The 19387-nt window shown below is 71.8% G+C and carries 15 protein-coding genes; 5 read left to right on the plus strand and 10 right to left on the minus strand.

Features of this window, described 5'->3' with window-relative positions:
* Positions 1–83: 83 nt before the first annotated feature.
* Positions 84–215, minus strand: a complete 132-nt coding sequence (locus QK442_RS07280; RefSeq protein WP_282693009.1) for an acetyltransferase — start codon at positions 213–215, stop codon at positions 84–86.
* A 154-nt stretch (positions 216–369) separates the two neighbouring features.
* On the opposite strand from QK442_RS07280, the gene QK442_RS07285 reads away from it, so the two are divergent.
* Positions 370–822, plus strand: coding sequence for a GNAT family N-acetyltransferase (locus QK442_RS07285; protein WP_282693010.1), 453 nt, complete (start codon positions 370–372; stop codon positions 820–822).
* 292 nt (positions 823–1114) lie between these two features.
* Here the strand turns inward: QK442_RS07285 and QK442_RS07290 are convergent, their stop codons facing one another.
* The 8 genes from QK442_RS07290 to QK442_RS07325 form a co-directional block, all read right to left on the minus strand.
* Positions 1115–2680, minus strand: a complete 1566-nt coding sequence (locus QK442_RS07290) for an APC family permease (protein ID WP_282693011.1) — start codon at positions 2678–2680, stop codon at positions 1115–1117.
* Between the two features lie 293 nt (positions 2681–2973).
* Positions 2974–4452: an aldehyde dehydrogenase family protein gene (locus tag QK442_RS07295; RefSeq protein WP_282693012.1), complete on the minus strand. Its 1479-nt coding sequence runs from the start codon at positions 4450–4452 to the stop codon at positions 2974–2976.
* Complete coding sequence (locus QK442_RS07300; RefSeq protein ID WP_282693013.1) at positions 4449–6176, minus strand: D-aminoacylase; 1728 nt, start codon at positions 6174–6176, stop codon at positions 4449–4451. The genes QK442_RS07295 and QK442_RS07300 overlap by 4 nt, the downstream gene beginning before the upstream one ends.
* 192 nt (positions 6177–6368) lie before the next feature.
* Positions 6369–7493 (minus strand): LLM class flavin-dependent oxidoreductase, encoded by a 1125-nt coding sequence (locus tag QK442_RS07305; RefSeq protein ID WP_282693014.1) that lies wholly within the window; start codon positions 7491–7493, stop codon positions 6369–6371.
* A 119-nt stretch (positions 7494–7612) separates the two neighbouring features.
* Positions 7613–8374, minus strand: a complete 762-nt coding sequence (locus QK442_RS07310) for an SDR family NAD(P)-dependent oxidoreductase (protein WP_282693015.1) — start codon at positions 8372–8374, stop codon at positions 7613–7615.
* A gap of 11 nt (positions 8375–8385) precedes the next feature.
* Positions 8386–9303: a TIGR03619 family F420-dependent LLM class oxidoreductase gene (locus QK442_RS07315; RefSeq protein ID WP_282693016.1), complete on the minus strand. Its 918-nt coding sequence runs from the start codon at positions 9301–9303 to the stop codon at positions 8386–8388.
* Positions 9304–9503: 200 nt separating this feature from the next.
* On the minus strand, positions 9504–10514 hold the full coding sequence (locus QK442_RS07320; protein WP_282693017.1) for a hypothetical protein: 1011 nt from the start codon (positions 10512–10514) through the stop codon (positions 9504–9506).
* Between the two features lie 309 nt (positions 10515–10823).
* Complete coding sequence (locus QK442_RS07325) at positions 10824–12050, minus strand: amidohydrolase family protein (protein WP_282693018.1); 1227 nt, start codon at positions 12048–12050, stop codon at positions 10824–10826.
* Between the two features lie 155 nt (positions 12051–12205).
* Here QK442_RS07325 and QK442_RS07330 point away from each other — a divergent pair, with 155 nt between their 5' ends.
* From QK442_RS07330 to QK442_RS07340, 3 genes are all read left to right on the plus strand, one after another.
* Positions 12206–15277, plus strand: a complete 3072-nt coding sequence (locus tag QK442_RS07330; protein WP_282693019.1) for a BTAD domain-containing putative transcriptional regulator — start codon at positions 12206–12208, stop codon at positions 15275–15277.
* A 216-nt stretch (positions 15278–15493) separates the two neighbouring features.
* Positions 15494–15703, plus strand: coding sequence for a hypothetical protein (locus tag QK442_RS07335; protein WP_282693020.1), 210 nt, complete (start codon positions 15494–15496; stop codon positions 15701–15703).
* A 453-nt stretch (positions 15704–16156) separates the two neighbouring features.
* Positions 16157–16981, plus strand: a complete 825-nt coding sequence (locus QK442_RS07340; protein ID WP_282693021.1) for a hypothetical protein — start codon at positions 16157–16159, stop codon at positions 16979–16981.
* An 11-nt stretch (positions 16982–16992) separates the two neighbouring features.
* On the opposite strand, the gene QK442_RS07345 is transcribed toward QK442_RS07340, so the two are convergent.
* Positions 16993–17868, minus strand: a complete 876-nt coding sequence (locus QK442_RS07345) for a PhzF family phenazine biosynthesis isomerase (protein WP_282693022.1) — start codon at positions 17866–17868, stop codon at positions 16993–16995.
* 765 nt (positions 17869–18633) lie between these two features.
* On the opposite strand from QK442_RS07345, the gene QK442_RS07350 reads away from it, so the two are divergent.
* Entirely contained in the window at positions 18634–19380 is a 747-nt protein-coding gene (locus QK442_RS07350; RefSeq protein ID WP_282693023.1) for a DUF6879 family protein, read from the plus strand.
* The last annotated feature ends 7 nt before the right edge of the window (positions 19381–19387 follow it).

A 19387-nucleotide genomic window follows, 5' to 3' on the forward strand; every position in this document is an offset into this window, starting at 1 on the left:
ACGTCGTACTTCGTCGAACCTTCCCCGCCTCCTGCGGCCCCCCTCCCTGGTCCGCAGGAGGCGTTCTGGTTCTGAAGGGGAGGTCAGCGCAGTTCGCGTGTCATGCAGGCGAAGACGGGGGAGCCGGCGAACGGCTGCTGTCCGCCGATCGTCCGGTAGCCCCACGCCTCGTACACGGCCTGGACGGCGCCGTTGCCGTTGACGGGGTTGCCCACGAGGGTGACGCGGGACTTGCCGACGCCCGAGCCGAGGAACCCGCCCAGGTCGGCTGAGCTCGCCTGCTGCCGATCTTGACGTGGCTGACGAGCATGGCGTCAGATGCGGTGAGAAGTCGGCATCGAGAAGCGGCACCGCCGCAGGGGGTTCGGCGTGTTCATCGCGGACGAGGACGTTTTCGATCCTGAGGAGATGCTGACCCTCTACGGCTCGGTCGGCTGGGAAGGCTACACCTCCGATGTCGACAAGCTCTGCCGCGGCCTGCGGAACTCTCACCTCGTCATCACCGCACGAGACGGTTCAGGAACGCTCCTCGGGCTGGCCCGAACCGTCTCCGACGACGAACACATCTGCTACGTCCAGGACGTCGTGGTCGACCCTGCGCATCGCCGACAGGGCGTCGGCCGGGCCCTGGTCGAACACCTGATACGACGTTACTCGCACTGCCGCTTCTTCCTCCTGTCCACGGACCACGAGTCATCACCGGAAGGCAAGCGCAACCACGCGTTCTACCGGAGCCTCGGCTTCTTGTCCTACGAGGAGAAGCAGATGGCGGGCTTCGGACTGCCCAGGAACCGTCCCGACCTACGTGACACGGCGCCGTAGAGACTCGTCTCCCCCAGCCATGGGCGCGAGGACCTGCTCATCCTGGAAGCGCGCCGATACGCTCGCGGAGGTCCCGCGTTCTCTGCCCGAGAGCCACCGGGTGGGCGTACGCGTCGGGGACAGCGTCAGGGTGGAGGGCCGGCACCTTCCCATGTGGATCCAGAACGCGGAAAGCCTCACCGGACCGAGACGGCGACCGGCGGAGCCGGAAGGCCGGAAAGGACGAAGGCGACGGATCCCCCCACGGGCCCGCCGCCTTCGCGTTTCTGGCTGACTCAGGTGTCTGTGCGGCTCAGTCGGCGACCACCAGCGCCGGCGTCTCCTTCGTCAGGACCTCGCCCCGGAAGAAGGCGGGGCTGCGGCGCTGCATGACCAGCATGAGGACCGCGCCGAGGAGGAGGAGGCCGACTCCGATGACGAAGACGGAGCCGACGCCCAGGACCGAGGAGCCGGAGCCGTAGGCCGGGTCCCACATGTCGTAGAGGGTCTTGCCGAAGACGGCGGTCAGCATCAGGCCGCCGATGCCGGGGAGGACGCCCTTGACCATCAGGTTCGAGAAGGAGGCGGTCAGCTCCTTGCGGAAGAACCAGACGCAGGCGAAGGCGGTGATCGAGTAGTAGAAGCAGATCATCAGGCCGAGCGCGTAGATCGTGTCGACCAGGACGTTCTCGCTGACCAGGCTCATCACCGCGTAGAAGACGCCCGTCGCGACGCCTGCCACCACCGTGGCGCGGCCCGGGGTCTTGAAGCGGGGGTGGACCTTCGCGAAGGCCGGGGGGAAGGCTTCGTAGGTGCTCATCGCGAGGGCGGTGCGGGCGACCGGGATGAAGGTGGTCTGGAGGCTGGCCGCCGCCGAGGCGAGGACCGCGACGAAGAGGAGGATGCCGAGGCCGGAGCCCATGATCGGGCCGGCGAGGACGGCGAAGACGTTGTCGGCGGTGTCCGGGTTGCCGAGGCCGGTGCCGGTCTCGCCGATGCCCGCGTACATCTGTACGGCGATGGCGACGACCAGGTACGAGGCGACGATGACGACCATCGCGAGGAGGGCGGAGCGGCCGGGGGTGCGGGCGCTGCCGGTGCTCTCCTCGTTGATGGAGAGGCAGGCGTCCCAGCCCCAGTAGATGAAGATCGAGAGGGAGAGACCGGCGGTGAAGGCGGAGAAGGACTCGACGCCGAAGGGGTTCAGCCAGCTGAAGGAGAAGTCGAGCGAGCCGGCGACCTGGTCGGCCTTGCTGATGGCCATGAAGGCGAAGATCGCGATCACTGCGAGCTGGAGGCCCACCAGGGCGTACTGGACCCACTTGGTGGCCGTGATGCCGCGGTAGCTGATCGCGGTGGCGGCGGCGATGAAGACCAGGGTGGTGGCGATGTGGACGGCCTTGTTGCCGTCGAGGGCGGCGACCGAGTCGCTGCCGGTGATCTCTCCGGCGGTGAGCCAGAAGAAGGAGGTCGCCACGCCGGCGAGGTTGGAGAGGACGACGACGGTGGCGATCAGCAGGCCCCAGCCGCACATCCAGCCGATCTTGGGGCCGAAGGCCTTCACCGTCCAGGTGAAGGAGGTGCCGCAGTCGGGCAGGGCCCGGTTCAGCTCGCGGTATGCGAATGCGACGAGGAGCATCGGCAGGAAGCCCATGAGGAAGATCGCGGGCATCTGGAGTCCGACCTCGCCGACCGTGGGGCCGAGCGTGGAGGTCAGACAGTAGACGGGGGCGACGGTCGAGACGCCGATGACGGCGCCGCCCATCAGGCCGACGGAGTTCCCGCCCAGTCCCTTGTCGCGAACACCCTGGGCGTCGCCGGGCGCGTTGACGCCCCTTACCGTGTCTCCGGCCTGGGGCCGTGCTTCCACCTGAGTCATGAACAGGACGGTAAGTGCTGCGGTTTCCTTATCCGGAGGGATCAGCTCCGATCCCTTGATCGCCCGACGCCTTGTAATGGCAGGCGAAATCAGGGCACCCGCCATTGATTGAAAGATCGACCAACCCGGAGGACCGACCAACCGGTAGGCCCATCGCCGGGTGTCCGATATGCGGGAACCGCAGCTAAGCCCGAAATGTCCGTTTCTAAATTTTCCCGAGGAATTTTCCCGGGCGCCCCCGAGGGGGCGGGAACCCTTGGGGGGACTGGGCTCCGGCCTTTTGTACCGGCCGGTCAGCCCGGCCAGACCACCGCCTGGAGCTCGCTGTAGGCGTGAAGCGCGTACGAGCCCACGTCCCGCCCCACCCCGCTCTGCTTGAAGCCGCCGAAAGGCGCCTCCATGTTCCGGCCGACCGTGTTGATCCCGACCCCGCCGGCCCGCAGCCGGGCCGCGATCCGGAAGGCGCGGGCGACGTCGCCGGACCACACGTAGTCGATCAGGCCGTAGTCGCTGTCGTTCGCGAGCGCGATGCCCTCCTCCTCGTCGTCGAAGGGGACGACCACGACGACCGGGCCGAAGATCTCCTCCCGTACCACCCGCATCCCGTTCGTGCAGTCGGCGAGCAGCGTGGGCGCCACGTAGAAGCCGCGGTCCAGGCCGGGGCCCGAAGGGCGCTCGCCGCCCGCGACGACCCGCGCGCCCTCCTTCCGGCCGAGCTCCACGTACGCCTCCACCCGCTCGCGGTGGGCCGCCGAGATCACCGGGCCGACGACCGTGCCCTTCGCGGCCGGGTCGCCCACCTTCAGGTGTCCCGCGTACGCGGCCAGCTTCTCCACCAGGCGCTCGTACACGCCCCGCTGGGCGAGGACCCGGGTCGGGGCCGTGCAGATCTGGCCGCTGTAGAAGGAGAAGGTCGTGCCGATGCCGAGGACGGCGGAGTCCAGGTCGGCGTCGTCGAGGACGAGCGCCGCGCCCTTGCCGCCGAGCTCCATCAGCTGCCGTTTCATCGACCGGCCGCAGACCTCGCCGATGGCCCGGCCGACGGCGGTGGAGCCGGTGAAGGAGACCATGTCGACGTCCGGGGAGTCGACGGCCGCCTCGCCCACGGCGGGCGCGGAGCCGGTCACCAGGTTGACGACACCCGCCGGGACGCCCGCCTCCTCCAGGGCGCGGACCATCGCGAAGACCGACAGCGGGTCCTGCGGGGCCGGTTTCACCACGACCGTGTTGCCCATGGCGAGCGCCGGGGCGATCTTGCCGGCCGGGTTGGCCCAGGGGTTGTTGTACGAGGTGACACAGGTGACGACGCCGACCGGGCGCCGTACCGCGACCGCCCCGAAGACGCCCGCCCGCCCCATCGGACCGGCCTCGTTGACCTGCGGCGGCAGGGCCTCCTCGACCGGTTCCAGGGCGCCGCGCGCGTACCGGCGGAAGCGGGAGGCGCCGACCGCCACCTGCATGCCGCGGGCGGTGGCGGTGGTGGCGCCGGTCTCGGCGCGGGCGAGGGCGGTGTGGGCGTCGGCGTCCCTGGCCATGATCGCGGCGGCCCGGTCGAGGAGCGCGGCCCGGTCGCCGGGCTTGGTGCGCGACCAGGAGGCGAAGGCCTCGCGGGCCGCCGCGGCCGCCTCGTACACCTGCTTCCCGGACGCCTCGGGGGCGAGGCCGACGGGCTCCTCGGTGGCCGGGTTCACCACCTCGTAGTGGCCGCCGTCGGGCTCGGTCCACTCCCCTCCTATGTACAGGCGCTCCGTGATGCTCTCCGTGCCGCTCATCGCGTGCTCACCGTCCTCGTGTCGCGGCCCGAGCGCAGGACGCGCCCGGGGATCGCGCCGGTCACCTCGTCGTCCCGGACCGTCTCCACGCCGTTGACGTGGACGGAGACGATCCCGACGGCGCGGGAGTCCAGGCGCGGGCTGGCGCCGGGCAGGTCGTGGACGAGGGTCGCCGGGCCCGCGTCGATCCGCTCCGGGTCGAAGAGGACCAGGTCGGCGTGGTACCCCTCGGCGATCCGGCCCCGCTCGCGGAGCCCGAAGAGCCGCGCCGGGTCGTCGCTGAGCATCCGTACGGCCTGCTCAAGCGGCACCAGCTTCCGGCCGCGCAGGCAGTCGCCGAGGAAGCGGGTGGTGTACGGGGCTCCGCACATGCGGTCCAGGTGGGCGCCCGCGTCGGAGCCGCCGAGCAGGACGTCCTCGTGCTGCCAGGTCTCGGCGCGCAGCGCCCAGGAGGCCGGGTCGTTGTCGGTCGGCATCGGCCACAGGACGGTCCTCAGGTCGTCGTGGGCGCAGATCTCGACGAGGCACTGGAAGGGGTCCTGGCCGCGCTCGGCGGCGATGTCCTTCACCACCCGGCCGGTCAGGCCCTCGTTCTCGCGGCTGTACGTGTCGCCGATGACGTACCGGCCGAAGTCGGCGAGGCGCCGGAAGACGCCGGCCTCCCTGGAGTCGGCGCGGCGCAGCATCCCGGCCCGCACCTGCGGGTCGCGGAGCCTCGCGATCCGTTCGGGGACGGGGAGGGCGAGGATCTCGCCCCAGCCGGGGATGAGGTTGAGGGCGCAGAAGGTGCCGAGCGACATGTTCATGGGGGTGAGGATCGGCATGGTGAGGGCGACGATCCGGCCGCCGGACTTGCGGGCCCGTTCGGAGGCGAGGAGCTGGCGGGGGACGCGGTCGGGGACGGTGGCGTCGATGGTGAGGACGTTCCAGTTCAGCGGGCGTCCGGCGGCCGCCGACATCTCGACGAAGAGGTCGATCTCGGCGTCGGAGAAGCGGTCGAGGCAGCCGGCGAGGATCGCCTCGATCTGGGTGCCCTCGTGCTCGCCGACCGCCTTCGACAGGGCGATCAGCTCGGCGGGGGTGGCGTGCCGGGAGGCGACGGGGGCGCCGTCGCCGTCGGAGTGGGTGGCGGACTGGGTGGTGGACAGGCCCCAGGCGCCGGCCTCCATGGCCTCCTTGAGCAGGGCGGTCATCGCGGTGAGTTGCTCGGGCGTGGGTTGTCCGCCGACGGCGTCCTCGCCCATCACGTACCGGCGCAGGGCGCAGTGGCCGACCATGAACCCGGCGTTGACGGCGATCCGTCCCTCCAGGGCGTCCAGGTACTCGCCGAAGGAGGACCAGCTCCAGTCGACGCCCTCTTCGAGGGCCGCCAGGGCCATGCCCTCGACCTTGGACATCATGCGGCGGGTGTAGTCGGCGTCCTCGGGGCGGTCCGGGTGGAGCGGGGCGAGGGTGAAGCCGCAGTTGCCGCCGGCGACGGTGGTGACGCCGTGGTTCATGGAGGGGGTGGCGTACGGGTCCCAGAAGAGCTGGGCGTCGTAGTGGGTGTGCGGGTCGACGAAGCCGGGGGCGAGGACGAGGCCGTGGGCGTCCTCGGTGGTACGGGCCTGCTCACCGGGGGGCGGCAACACGATCCGTCCGTCGCGTATGCCGACGTCCGCGACGCGGGCGGGGGCGCCGGTGCCGTCCACGACGGTGGCGCCCTTGATCAGGTGGTCGAGCATGACGGTCCCTTTCTGCACGGGTGCGTTCCGCGTGGGGGCGCGGGTGCGCCCCGGACCGGGGCCGCCGCGGGGGCTCCGGCCGGGGCTGCGCGGGCGGCGGTCCGGGAAGACGCCGCCCACGTGGGGGTGTCCCTTGGTCGGAGACCTTGGGGTGGGGGTGCCCCCTGGTCGAAGACCTTGGGGGAGGGTCCGCTAGCGGCCCGCGGCCTCGCGGAAGCGGGTGGTGCGGTGGACGGGGTCCGTGTCGATCTCGGGGATCACGTGCTCGCCGATCAGCTTGATCGTGTTCATCGTGTCCTCGTAGGAGATCCCGATCGGCAGGCCGAAGGAGAGCTGGTCGGCGCCGGCCTGCTCCCAGCGGCGGCACTGGGCGAGGACCTCGCCCGGGTCGCCGCAGATCATCAGCTCCTCGGCGATGAGGAGTTCGATGATCTCGGCGGAGTACTCGGGGAGCAGCTCGGGCCACTCGGGGACGCCCTCGGGGCGGGGGAAGGTGTCGTGGTAGCGGAAGAGCAGCGACTGGAGGTAGTTGAGGCCGCCGTTCACGGCGATCTCGACGGCCTTGTCGTGGGTCTCGGCGCAGATCGCGGTGGAGGTGACCATGACGTTGTCGTTGACGAAGTCGCCGACCGCCCTGGCCTCCTTGATGGCGTTCTTGTAGGACTCGACGACCCACTCCATGTCGGAGACCTTCTGGACGCTGAAGCCGAGGACGCCGAGGCCCATCCTCCCGGCCATGGCGTAGGAGGACGGGGAGCCTGCGGCGTACCACATGGCGGGGTGGGAGGCGCCGTACGGCTTGGGGAGGATCTTGCGGGGCGGGAGCGACCAGTGCTTGCCCTGGAAGCCGGCGTACTCGTCCTGGAGCCACATCTTGGGGAACTCGGCGATGGTCTCCTCCCAGAGTTCCTTGGTGTGGTTCATGTCCGTGATGCCCGGGAAGAAGCCGAGGATCTCGTGGGAGCCCGCTCCTCGTCCGGAGCCGAACTCGAAGCGCCCCTCGGAGAGGTGGTCGAGCATGGCGACCTTCTCGGCGACCTTCACCGGGTGGTTGACGGGGGCGAGCGGGTTGAAGATGCCGGAGCCGAGGTGGATGCGCTCGGTGGCGTGGGCGAGGTAGCCCAGGTAGACGTCGTTGGCCGAGAGGTGCGAGTACTCCTCCAGGAAGTGGTGCTCGGAGGCCCAGGCGTACTTGAAGCGGGACTTGTCGGCCTGGATGACGTACTCGGTCTCCTCGATGAGGGCCTTGTGCTCGGCTTCGGGATCGGTCTCGGCGCGCTTGCCGACGTATCCCTGTACGAAGATCCCGAATTCCACGGTGGTCACCGTCCTCGTGAGTTTCTGACGTGACGTCAGATTCTTGGATGTGCCGACCCCTGTCAATACCTGACGGCTCGTCAGATGCAGCTGTCCGCTGCGGTCGGAAGAGGATGCGGTCAGAAGAGGGAGACCCCGGCCAGCCAGCCCCCGTCGACGACGAACGGCTGGCCCGTCACGTACGAGGAGTCGTCCGAGGTCAGGAAGAGGGCGAGGGCCGCCACCTCCTCCGGGCGGCCGATCCGGCCGAGCGGCACGAGCCTGCGGTACAGCTCCTCGGTGGCGGCCGGGTCCACCCCCTCCGGGTTGCTCATGGGGGTGTCGATCGCGCCGGGGCAGACCGCGTTCACCCGGATCCCCTTCGGCGCCAGTTCGAGCGCCGCCACCCGGGTCAGCCCGAGCACCGCGTGCTTGGAGGCCGCGTAGGCGCCGACCCCGGCCATCCCGGTCACCCCCGTGTACGAGGCGGTGTTGACGATCGTGCCGCCGCCGGCCGCGGCGATCTCCGGCGCCACGGCCCGGATGCCGAGGAAGCAGCCGGTCTGGTTGACGGAGACGATCGCCTGGAACTCCTCCAGGGGGGTCGAGAGCAGCTCGTTGAAGCGGAGGATGCCGGCGTTGTTCACCAGTGCGTCGATCTTCCCGAACCGCTCCTTGGCCGCCTCCACCGCCGCCGCCCACTCCTCCTCGCGGGTAACGTCCAGGTGGACGTAGGCGGCCCGCTCCTCCCCCAGCTCCTTCGCCAGGGCCTCCCCGGGGCCGTCGAGCACGTCCGCGAGGACCACCCTCGCCCCCTCGGCGGCGAAGAGCCGCGCCTCCTGCTCGCCCTGCCCGCGCGCCGCACCGGTGACGATGACGACCCGCCCGTCCAGCTTGCCCATGCCCGTACCCCTTAGAGATGAGGGGCGACCTCTTCGGCGAAGGCCGCCATCTGCTCGATGAGTTCGGTACGGCTCCGGCTGCGGAACCGCACCTGGATCTGGCCGACGCCCATCGCCCCGTACTCCCGGAGCGAGGCCGCCAGCTCCTCGGGCGCGCCGCTGAGCGTGCGCCGCCCGACCTCCCAGCCGGGGGCGCCGACGTACAGCGGCTCGGCGATCGCGCCGAAGACGAAGGGCTCCGCGAGCCCGGCCTCCTCGCGCAGCCGCCGGATCCGCCCGATCCGGCCGGCCAGCACGTCCCGGGGGTCGCCCTGCGGCAGCCAGCCGTCGCCCCTGAGCGCGGCCCGCCGCACCGCCGCCGGCGAGGAGCCGCCCACCCAGACCGGCACCCGCTCCTGGGCGGGCCGGGGCCGCTGCCCCAGGTCCTTGAAGGCGAACCGCTCCCCCGCGTGCTCCGGGTACTCCTCGGGCCCGAGCGCCGCCCGCAGCGCGTCGACCGTCTCGTCGAGCACCCCGCCGCGCCCCTCGAAGTCCGCCCCGACCGCCTCGAACTCCTCCCGCACGTGCCCGGCACCCACCCCGAGGACCAGCCGGCCGCCGGAGAGGTGGTCGACGGTCGCGTACGCCTTGGCGGTGACCAGCGGGTGCCGGAGCCCGACGACGGCGACGTGCGAGAGCAGCCGGACCCGCTCGGTGGCGGCGGCGAGGAAGGCGAGCGTGGCGACCGGGTCGTACCAGACGGTGCTCATGGCGGCGGCGAGGCGGCGCGGGATCGCCACGTGGTCGCAGCAGGCGACGTAGCCGAAGCCGTACGCGTCGGCGGCGCGGGCGACGGCGAGCAGATCGGCGGGCCCGGCGGCGGCTTCCCAGCTCTCGGCGTAGATCGCGGACTGGGACTGGACGGGCAGCTGCATCCCGTAGACCACCATGGGGACCCCCTGGACCCTGCCTCTGACGAACCGTCACGTGGGCGAGCGGGGCCCATGCTCGTACCTGACGGACCATCAGGCAAGGGGTGGGGGCGAGACCTTCGGCGCTCGCGTGTGGTCTCTCCGCGTACGCACACCCGCCCGGGCAGCGGGGAGCTGCCCGGGCGGGGAGGGGATTTCGCGGCGGTACGACGGTGCGGTCAGGTGCCGTCCGGCGCGGCCGCCGCCTTCGCGTGGCGCACGAGCGCCGATCCCGCGAGGAAGACGACGGCCATGGCGCTCAGCAGCGCCAGTGCCCTCGCCCAGGCGTAGGTGGTGCCGAGACTGGCCCCGAGCAGGTCGACGGCGCGGGCGCTCGCGACCCCGTGGAGCACGATGACGACGACGGCGATCCCCGCGGAGGCGGCCCAGGCGATCAGGGTGTCCCGGGAGGCGAGCCACACGGCGCACACCAGGGAGAGCACGCTGACGATCACGGACAGCGTCTGCGCCTCCCCGCCCGAGCGGAGGCCGGCGAGGTCCGTCGGCAGGTGGACGAGGCCGCAGACGAACAGGGCGACCGCCGCGGGCCAGCGCAGCGCCGACCGCAGGGCGGGCGAGGCGTCGTGGCTGCCGGGGCCCGTGGCCAGGGCGCTGTTCAGGACCGAGACGCGCCGTTCGGGGGCACGCCCGTCGTGCTTCTTCGCCCCGGTCTCCCGCGCAGGCCCGGTCTCCCGCGCAGGCCCGGTTTCCCGCGCCGGCCCGGTCTCCCGCGCCGCGGTGTTCCCGCCCGACGTGGGCTGCCAGTCGCTGCTGTCGGCGCCGAGGATGCCGACGAGCTGGACGACGTCCTCGATCGGCCGGCCCACCGCCGCGGCGCGGAGCGTGGTCTCGGCCTGGTGGAGGTCGTACCCCGAGGCGTTGAGCAGCGCGAGCAGCTGGCGCACCTCGCCCAGGGGGCGGGTGACGGCGGCGGCGCGGAGCGCCACGTCCGCGGGGCTGGAGAGTTCACCGGTCTCCTGGAGCCGGGCCACCAGCGCGGCGACCTCCTCCACCGGCCGCTCGGTCGCCGCCGTCCGCAGGAGGGTGTGGACGGCGTCGTCCCCGGAGTCCCCGGAACCGCCCTCCTGGTCCGGGGCGACCGTCTTCTCGGGGACGGCCGGAAGGACCGCGGCAGCGGGGTCGGCCGGCACGGCGGGGAGCAGGGCCGGGCGGTCGGGGAGGGGCGGCACGCCGGGCGCCCGGGACGGAGAGGAAGAGGAGGAAGAAGAGGAAGGGGGCGAAGACGGGGAGACAGCGGACCGGCGGGCCGGTCCCGGGGTGGATCCACTGCTCGGTTCTATGTCGTCGTCCGCCGGTGGGATGTGCGGAAGGTCGGTGGTCATGTCACAGGCTCCGTTCATGAACATCCCGGAGGGTGTCCACCATGGCTGTCTCGCGTGTGCATGAAACGCACACGTGACTACCATTGGTGCGCGTTTCATCGCACTCGGCCATCAGGGAGCCGCCTCATTGGGCCGATGAGGTGAGCGGAAGCCCGGTCAGGGCCGCCAGAGGCCCTCCGGCGTGAGCCCCAGCAGCTCGATCGCGTTGCCGCGCACGATCCGCTCGACGACGTCGGGCGCCAGGTGACCCATCTGGGCCTCGCCGACCTCCTTCGACCGGGGCCAGGTGGAGTCGGAGTGCGGGTAGTCCGTCTCGTAGAGGACGTTCCCGACGCCGATCGCGTCGAGGTTGCGAAGCCCGAAGGCGTCGTCGAAGAAGCAGCCGTACACATGGCCGGCGAAGAGCTCCGACGGCGGCCGGGTGACCTTGTCGGCGACCCCGCCCCAGGCGCGGTTCTCCTCCCAGACCACGTCCGCCCGCTCCAGGATGTACGGGATCCAGCCGATCTGGCCCTCGGCGTACATGATCCGCAGGTTCGGGAAGCGCTCGAACTTGCCGCTCATCAGCCAGTCGACCATCGAGAAGCAGCAGTTGGCGAAGGTGATCGTGGAGCCGACCGCCGGCGGGGCGTCCGCCGAGGTGGACGGCATCCGGCTGGACGAGCCGATGTGCATCGCGATGACCGTGCCGGTCTCGTCGCAGGCGCGGAGGAAGGGGTCCCAGTGGTCGGTGTGGACCGAGGGGAGGCCCAGGTGCGGCGGGATCTCGGAGAAGGCGACCGCGCGGACGCCCCGGGCGGCGTTCCGCCGCACCTCGGCGGCGGCCAGCTCGGGGTCCCAGAGGGGGATGAGGGCGAGCGGCACGAGCCGCCCGTGCGCCTCGGGCCCGCACCACTCCTCCACCATCCAGTCGTTGTACGCGCGCACGCAGAGCAGGCCGAGCTCGCGGTCGGCGGCCTCGGTGAAGGTCTGGCCGCAGAAGCGGGGGAAGGTCGGGAAGCAGAGGGCGGACTGGACGTGGTTGACGTCCATGTCGGCGAGCCGGTCGGGCACGGAGAAGGACCCCGGCCGCATCTGCTCGTAGGTGATGACTTCGAGGCGTATCTCGTCGCGGTCGTAGCCGACGGCCGTGTCGAGCCGGGTGAGGGGCCGGTGCAGGTCCTCGTACACCCACCAGTCGCCCACGGGCCCGTCGTCGCCCTTCGCGCCCATGACGGGCGCGAACTTGCCGCCGAGGAAGGTCATCTCCTTCAGCGGGGCCCGGACGATCCGCGGCCCCGTGTCGCGGTACCGGGACGGGAGCCGGTCCCGCCAGACGTGCGGGGGCTCCACGGTGTGGTCGTCCACCGAGATGATCCTGGGGAAGGTCTCCTGGGTCTCCATGCCGTTCACGGTAGCGCTGATCTGACGAACCGTCAGCTATCGTGACGGCGGGGCCCCGTCACAGCTCCTCCACAACGGTCGCCCCCATGCTGACGCGCTCCCTCCGGACAAGGCAGACTGTCCGGGGCGATACCACCGGCAGGGCAGGGGGAGCCATGGGGCAGGAGAACGGGCCGCGCGTCCCGGCGCAGGGCCCCGGCGGGAACGAGGCCGGGGCGGACTTCGGCGTACCCCGGCAGAGAAGGGGGACGGCGGGGGAAGCCGTTCCGACGGGGGTCGCGGGGCCGCCTGCGGGTTCCGCCGGAACCGCCACCGTCACCCCCGCCCCCGCCCCCACTCCCGCCCTCCGCTTCGGCGTCCTGGGCCCCGTGCGGGCCTGGCGGGACGGCGAGCCCCTGGCCACCGGTTCGCCGCAGCAGCGGGCCCTGCTCGCCGCGCTGCTCCTGCGGGGCGGCAGGACCGCCACCGCCGGCGAGCTCATCGACGCGCTCTGGGGCGAGGAGCCCCCGTCGCAGGCGCTCGCCGCGCTCCGTACGTACGCCTCCCGGCTCCGCAAGGCCCTCGGCCCCGAGGTGCTGGTCAGCGAGTCCGGCGGGTACGCCCTCCGGGCCGCGGCGCTCGACCTCACCCGGGCCCGTGAACTGGCCGCCGAGGCCGAGAAGCTGCGGGCGCGGGGCGACCGGGCCGCCGCCCGGACCCGGCTCGCCGAGGCCCTTGACCTGTGGGACGGCGAGGTGCTGGCCTCCGTGCCGGGCCCGTACGCCGAGAACCAGCGGACCCGCCTGGAGGAGTGGCGGCTCACCCTCCTGGAGACCCGCCTCGACATCGACCTGGAGATCGGCGCGCACGCCGAGGCCGTCTCCGAACTGACCGCGCTCACCGCCGCGCACCCGCTGCGCGAGCGCCTGCGCGAGCTGCTGATGCTCGCGCTCTACCGCGGCGGGCGGCAGGCGGAGGCGCTCGCCGTGTACGCGGACACCCGCAGGCTCCTCGCCGACGAGCTCGGCGTCGACCCGACCCCCGAACTCTCCCGCCTCCAGCAGCGCATCCTCCAGGGCGACGCCGAACTGGCCCGCCCCGTGGAGGAGCAGGCCCCGGCCGCCCCGCCCCTCGCCCGCCCGGCACAACTCCCGGCGACGGTCCCCGACTTCACGGGCAGGACAGCCTTCGTCAACGAACTGAGCGAGCGACTGGCCACGGCCGAGGGCTCGGTGATGGCGGTGTCGGCGCTCGCCGGGATCGGCGGCGTCGGCAAGACGACGCTCGCCGTGCACGTGGCCCACGAGGCCCGACCGCGCTTCCCCGACGGCCAGTTGTACGTGGACCTCCAGGGCGCGGGGGCGAGCGCCGCCGCGCCGGAGACGGTCCTCGGCTCCTTCCTCCGCGCCCTCGGGACGCCGGACTCGGCCATCCCCGACTCCCTGGAGGACCGGGCGGCCCTGTACCGCTCCACCCTCGACGGCCGCCGGGTCCTGGTCCTCCTCGACAACGCGCGGGACGCCGCCCAGATCCGCCCCCTGCTGCCCGGCACGGCGGGCTGCGCGGCCCTGGTGACGAGCCGCATCCGGATGGTCGACCTGGCGGGCGCGCACCTGGTGGACCTGGACGTGATGTCCCCGGAGGAGGCGCTTCAGCTCTTCACCCGGATCGTCGGGGAGGAGCGGGTCCGTTCGGAGCGCGAGGCGGCCCTGGACGTGGTCGCGGCCTGCGGTTTCCTGCCGCTGGCGATCCGCATCGCGGCCTCCCGCCTGGCGGCCCGCCGCACCTGGACGGTCTCGGTCCTGGCGGCGAAGCTGGCCGACGAGCGCCGCCGCCTGGACGAGCTCCAGGCCGGCGACCTGGCGGTGAAGGCCACCTTCGAGCTGGGCTACGGCCAGCTGGAACCGGCGCAGGCGCGGGCCTTCCGCCTCCTGGGCCTGGCCGACGGCCCGGACATCTCCCTGGCGGCGGCCGCGGCGGTCCTGGACCTCCCCCTCTGGGGCACGGAGGACCTCCTGGAGGCCCTGGTCGACACGTCCCTCGTCGAGTCGGCGGCCCCCGGCCGCTACCGCTACCACGACCTGGTCCGCCTCTACGCGCGCGCGTGCGCCGACCGCGACGAGCACCCCCCGTCGGAGAAGGAGGCCGCCCTCTCCCGCCTCCTCGACTTCTACCTCTCGACGGCGGCCAGGGTCTACGCCATCGAACGCCCCGGCGACCGCCTGGTCGACCACCTGGAGCGCACCGACTACGAGGGCCTGACCTTCACCGACCGCCACGAGGCCCAGGACTGGCTCTACGCCGAGTCCCACTGCCTCCTCGCCTGCGCCCGCCAGTCCGCCGCGTCCCTCCCGACCCTCCGCCGGGGCGTGGACCTGCTGTGGGCGTCCCTGGACCTCGGCGAATCAGGAGCCAATTCGAGGGAGTTCGAGGCGACGGGCGCCGTCCTCCGGGACGCAGCGCGCGCCTTCCGGGACGACAAGGCCGAAGGCCGTGCCCTCATGGTCCTCGCGGGCGTCCACCACACCGCCGGCCGCTTCCAGGAGGCCGACCGCGACGCCGAACTGGCGCTCCCCTGCGCGGAGAGGGCCGACGACCCGGTACCGGCCTGCTGGTCCGCCAACGCCCGGGGCATCATCGCGCTCTACCAGAACCGCTTCGCGGAGGGCGAGCAGCACCTCACCCAGGCCATCGAGCGGTTCCGGGGCATCGGCGACGAACCCGGCGAGGCGAGTGCCCTCTGCAACCTCTCGCGCATCCACCTCGCCATGGGACGGACGTCGAGCGCGATCGAACTGGCCCTCCGCGGCACCGAGATATACGACTCCATGGGCCACGCCCTGCGCGGAGCCAACGGACGGTACGCCCTGGGGCTGGCTCTCACCCAGGACAACCAGCTCGCCGCCGCGGGCGAACGCCTGCGGGAGGCCCTGACCGTCTTCGCCGACAGCCGCCAGCGGCTGTGGGAGGGCATGACGCTGTTCCGCCTCTCGGAGGTGGATCTCGCGGCCCACCGGTACGCCCAGGGGGCGTCCAACGCCGAGATGGCCCTCACGGTCCTCCGGGGCATCGGAGGCGAGTGGCGGCGGGCCAACGTGCTGACGGTCCTCGGACGCGCCCTCTTCCACCTCGGCCAGAGCGGGCGGGCGCAGGCGTGCTGGCAGGAGGCGCTGGACGTCTTCGACGCCCTCGGGGCCGCGGAGGCGGAGCAGGTACGAGAACTGCTGGCACCGGCCACGGCCGCCTAGAGCGGCCTCCGCCAGCGCGTTCATCGTTCGTTTATCGCCGCCCGGCATGCTCGTTCCCACAACAGGCCGCCGCGTCGGGGGGCAGGCGGACTGGTGACAAGGCCGGGAACCCTGGGGGTTAGGGTGATCGGCCCGAGAGATTCGGCCAGTCGTCCACGGGGGAAGACCGGTCGAATCTCCTCACATCTCTTATCCCACACGCAGGAGTTGACGAGCATGACCGATCCGCTGAAGCAGGACCCGATCATCAAGCCCATGGACATGCACGCGACCTCGACGCCCGCCGTCGACGCCATCACCGACAAGATCACGGGCTCGGGCGAGGCGGACATCACCACCAAGGACATGCACGCCACCTCCGAGCCGGCCGTCGACGCCATCACGGAGAAGGTCGTCGGCGAGGGCCACGAGGCCCCGGCCAAGTAAGCCACTCCCCACGGGGACGACGGCACCGGCGGCGACTTCGGGGGAGCCGCCGGTGCCATCCAGGGGCCCGGTCGACGGGGGAGCGCACGGTCTCGGGGGACGCCCGGCGGAACCAGGGGGGATCCGTCCGGCAGAGGCCGCGCGCAGCGCGATCGGGCCACCGACAAGAGGGGCCGGGCGGACGCCCGGCCCCTTCCGCCGTGCCACCACCCGCCCCGAAGCTCAAGCTCCGACCTCCGAGCGGTGTTTCTACGGAAGGGGTACGGGTCTGGACTGAACCCGCCCTACCACCCAGCGAGTTGGCCGGTCAAGCACGAAGAGTCGCCGACTTGCCACGGAGCGTCATATGCCCTTAGTGTGACCCTGGTACCTGTGAAAAAAGGCGACCCCCGCAAAGGTGCTACCAACACCCGCGGGGGTCTCGCCACAAGACCGCACTCTCCAAGGGGCCTCATGGCTGACTCCAATTCTAGTGACGTGGCACACCCTCTGGCCAATCCCGGCTACGGCAAACGGACCGCTTCGTACCAGGAGCCGCGCGGCCCGCAGGACTTCGCCCATCTCCCGGCCCGCGAGGCCGCCGTCGCCGCCTACGTGGACCGGCTGCCCGACGGCAGTGACATCTCCGTGAAGACGCTGGCCAAGCACCTCCCCTACGGCCAGTGCGCCCTGCGCACCTCCCTCAACCGCATCCAGCGCGCCGGCCACCTGCGCCGGGGCCGCGAGCACCTGGGCGGCAAGTGGGTCACCCGCACCTGGTTCTCCCGCACCCCCCGCGACAGCGCCTGGTGGTCCGCCTTCCAGCAGGGCGACGTCCCGAAAGAGGCCAAGAAGCAGACCCGCTCCCGCGCCTACATCCTCCTCGCCGCCCTCGGACGCGAGACCCCCGCCCTCTCCCTCTCCCACGCCGAATGCCGCTCCCTCATCCCCCTCGTCGAGGACTGGTTCGCCCGGGACGCCGACGAGGAGTACATCCTGCGCACCCTGACCAGCGGCCTCCCCCAACCCGTCCACCACCCCGCCGGCCTCGTCCGCCGCCGCCTCACCGACAAACTCCCACCCCTCCCCGTCCGCCGCGAACCCGCACCCCCACGCATCCTCGAATGCGGAAAGTGCGGTGCCCCCGGCTACGCCGACACCCTCCACGGCGGCGACTGCGCCCCCTGCCGGGGCGAAGGCCCCACGCTCCCCCGCCCCCGGCCGATTGCCCTCCCGGCCCCCCAAGTCCGCGCCCACGCCACGGAGATCCGAGAACGGCTGGAAGCCAGACGCGGCTGAGCCACGACGTCTCAGCCGATACGGGCCCCCGTCCCGCTGACACGGACGCGGGGGTCGCCGGGGCGCAGCGTCACCGTGAGTTCGCCGGGGCGGCCCAGGTCCTCGCCCTGGTGCAGGGTGAGGACGGCGTCCTCGGGGACCAGGCCGAGTTCACGGGCGTACGCGCCGAACGCGGCGGCCGCGGCGCCGGTCGCCGCGTCCTCGACGACCCCGCCGACGGGGAACGGGTCACGGACGTGGAAGACGGTGGCCGACTCCCGCCACACCAACTGGACCGTGACCAGGTCCAGGCGGTGCATCAGGGCTTCGAGGCGCGCGAAGTCGTAGGCGAGGTCCGCGAGGCGCGCGCGTGTCGCCGCCGCGAGGACGAGGTGGCGGGCGCCGGCGAACGCGACACGGGGCGGGAAGGACGGGTCGAGATCGGCGGCCGGCCAGCCGAGCGCGGCGAGCGCCTCCGTGAGGTCGGCGTCGGCGATCTTCTCGATGCGCGGCTCGACACTGGTGAGGGTGGCCATGAGGGCCCCGCCCTCCTCGGTCACCTCCACCGGTACGGTACCGGCGCGCGTCGCGAACACCAGCTCCCCGGGGCCGGTCCGCTCGGCGAGCGCGACGGCGGTCGCGATGGTGGCATGCCCGCAGAACGGCACCTCGGCCTTGGGACTGAAGTAACGGATGCCGTACACCCGCCCCTCCGGCCCGCCGAGGCCCTCCGGGGGCGCGGTCAGGAACGCGGTCTCCGAGTAACCGAGCTCGGCGGCGATGGCCTGCATGTCGCCGTCGTCCAGAGCGGTGGCGTCCAGAACGACACCGGCGGGGTTTCCACCGTCGGGGTTGCTGGAGAAGGCGGTGTATCGCAGGGTCTCGGGTCGCGGCGCGTTCGTCGTCATGCCTGCGGCAACACGGGTCGGGCCTACGACCATTCCCGGATGCGGCTGGAAGCGGGGCGGGCCGTGCCCACCGGCGAGCGAGCGGCACCCGCGGGCGCCCTTGCCCTCGACCGGCCGCCCTCCCCGCCCCCAGGTTCACACCGCGCGACCGAGATCCGAGAAGGGCTGGAAGCCCGACGCGGCTGAACCACGCCTCACCCGCCATCCCGTTCGCCGGGATCCCGAGCTGCCCCTCTATCGCCGGTGACACGGGCACCGGCACTTGTGGACGAGGAGGATCGCTCCACCGGAGTGCGGCAGGGGTACGTCTCGGGTCTGGCGGCACCACTCGTGAAGGTCTCCGTAGCCAGGCCGTCGGCCGAGTCGGCACTCGGCGGACAGGGCACGCTTCACGCCTTGGGACATCGGATGTGCTCGTACTCGACATCGGGCATTCCTTCACGGGCTCCGATGATCCTGAGGCGACGGGCCATCTCATCGGCCGCGATGATCCTCCGGCACCTCGGACACGTCTGCCCGCCCGGCGCGGCGGTTCCGTACTCGGGCACTCTTGTGGGGCGGCCGTCGGAGGCCGGTTCGGACTTCGTGGTCATGTGCGCTCCCCGCATCGGTCATGGTTGACAAATCGACGGTAGGGAAGGGAAGTTGAGGCGGAGAGAGAATATTCTCGACTATTCTCACGTGACCGTTGGGAATTCCTCGACATTCGTAAGAGGACCCGGGCACCCTGTGTCTCGTCGTTCGACTCGGAAGAGGTGATCGAGCATGACGCGAAGGCTGCGCTTCAACGGCACAGGGTCAGGCGAAGGAGGATGCCCGGCGGTCCACGAGGACTTGGAGTCGGGCGAGGTGATCGTTCACGGGCCGCCCCTGACGGAGCCGGGGGACGTGGACCAGCTCCGGCACCTGGGCGAGGGGGAGGTTGCCGTCGTCGTACCACGCGAGCTGCTGACCGACTGGGCCCCGAAGGACAGGACGCGGCAGGCGCGGATCATCGATCTCGATGCGTTCGGCAAGCTCTTCGAGAACTTTGAGCACACGGCATGGCGACTGGAGACCCGGCGCAGGTACGCGTCTGATGAATCGACCGACACCTACGGTCAGTTCATCCGGGGTGAGGCTCCTGCATGGAACCTGGAAACACCGTGGGCCCGGACCATCAGGGAGAAGACCACAGGCGGGGCGATCGTCTGCCGGGTGCGAATCGTCGATACCCCGCCCACCGACGGGCAGCGCTACCTCACGGCCCACGCCGAGAAGAACGAAGCCCTCGGAGAGGACATCCGGAACCTGTCACGTACGCGGGCCGACGCCCTCCGGGTCCCCTCCGAGGACTTCTGGTTGTTCGACAGCCGGCTCGTGGCGCTCCTGCGTTTCGACGACGAGGACAATCTCGTGGACGTGGAACTGATCACCGAGCCGGCCGAAGTCGTCCGGTACGCCATGGTCCGTGACGCGGCGTGGCACCAGGCCGTGCCCTACCGGGAGTTCACGGCAGAGCCAGGCGAGTAGAAGAAGG

Source organism: Streptomyces sp. CC208A (genome assembly GCF_030010625.1).
Classification (GTDB): Bacteria; Actinomycetota; Actinomycetes; order Streptomycetales; family Streptomycetaceae; genus Streptomyces.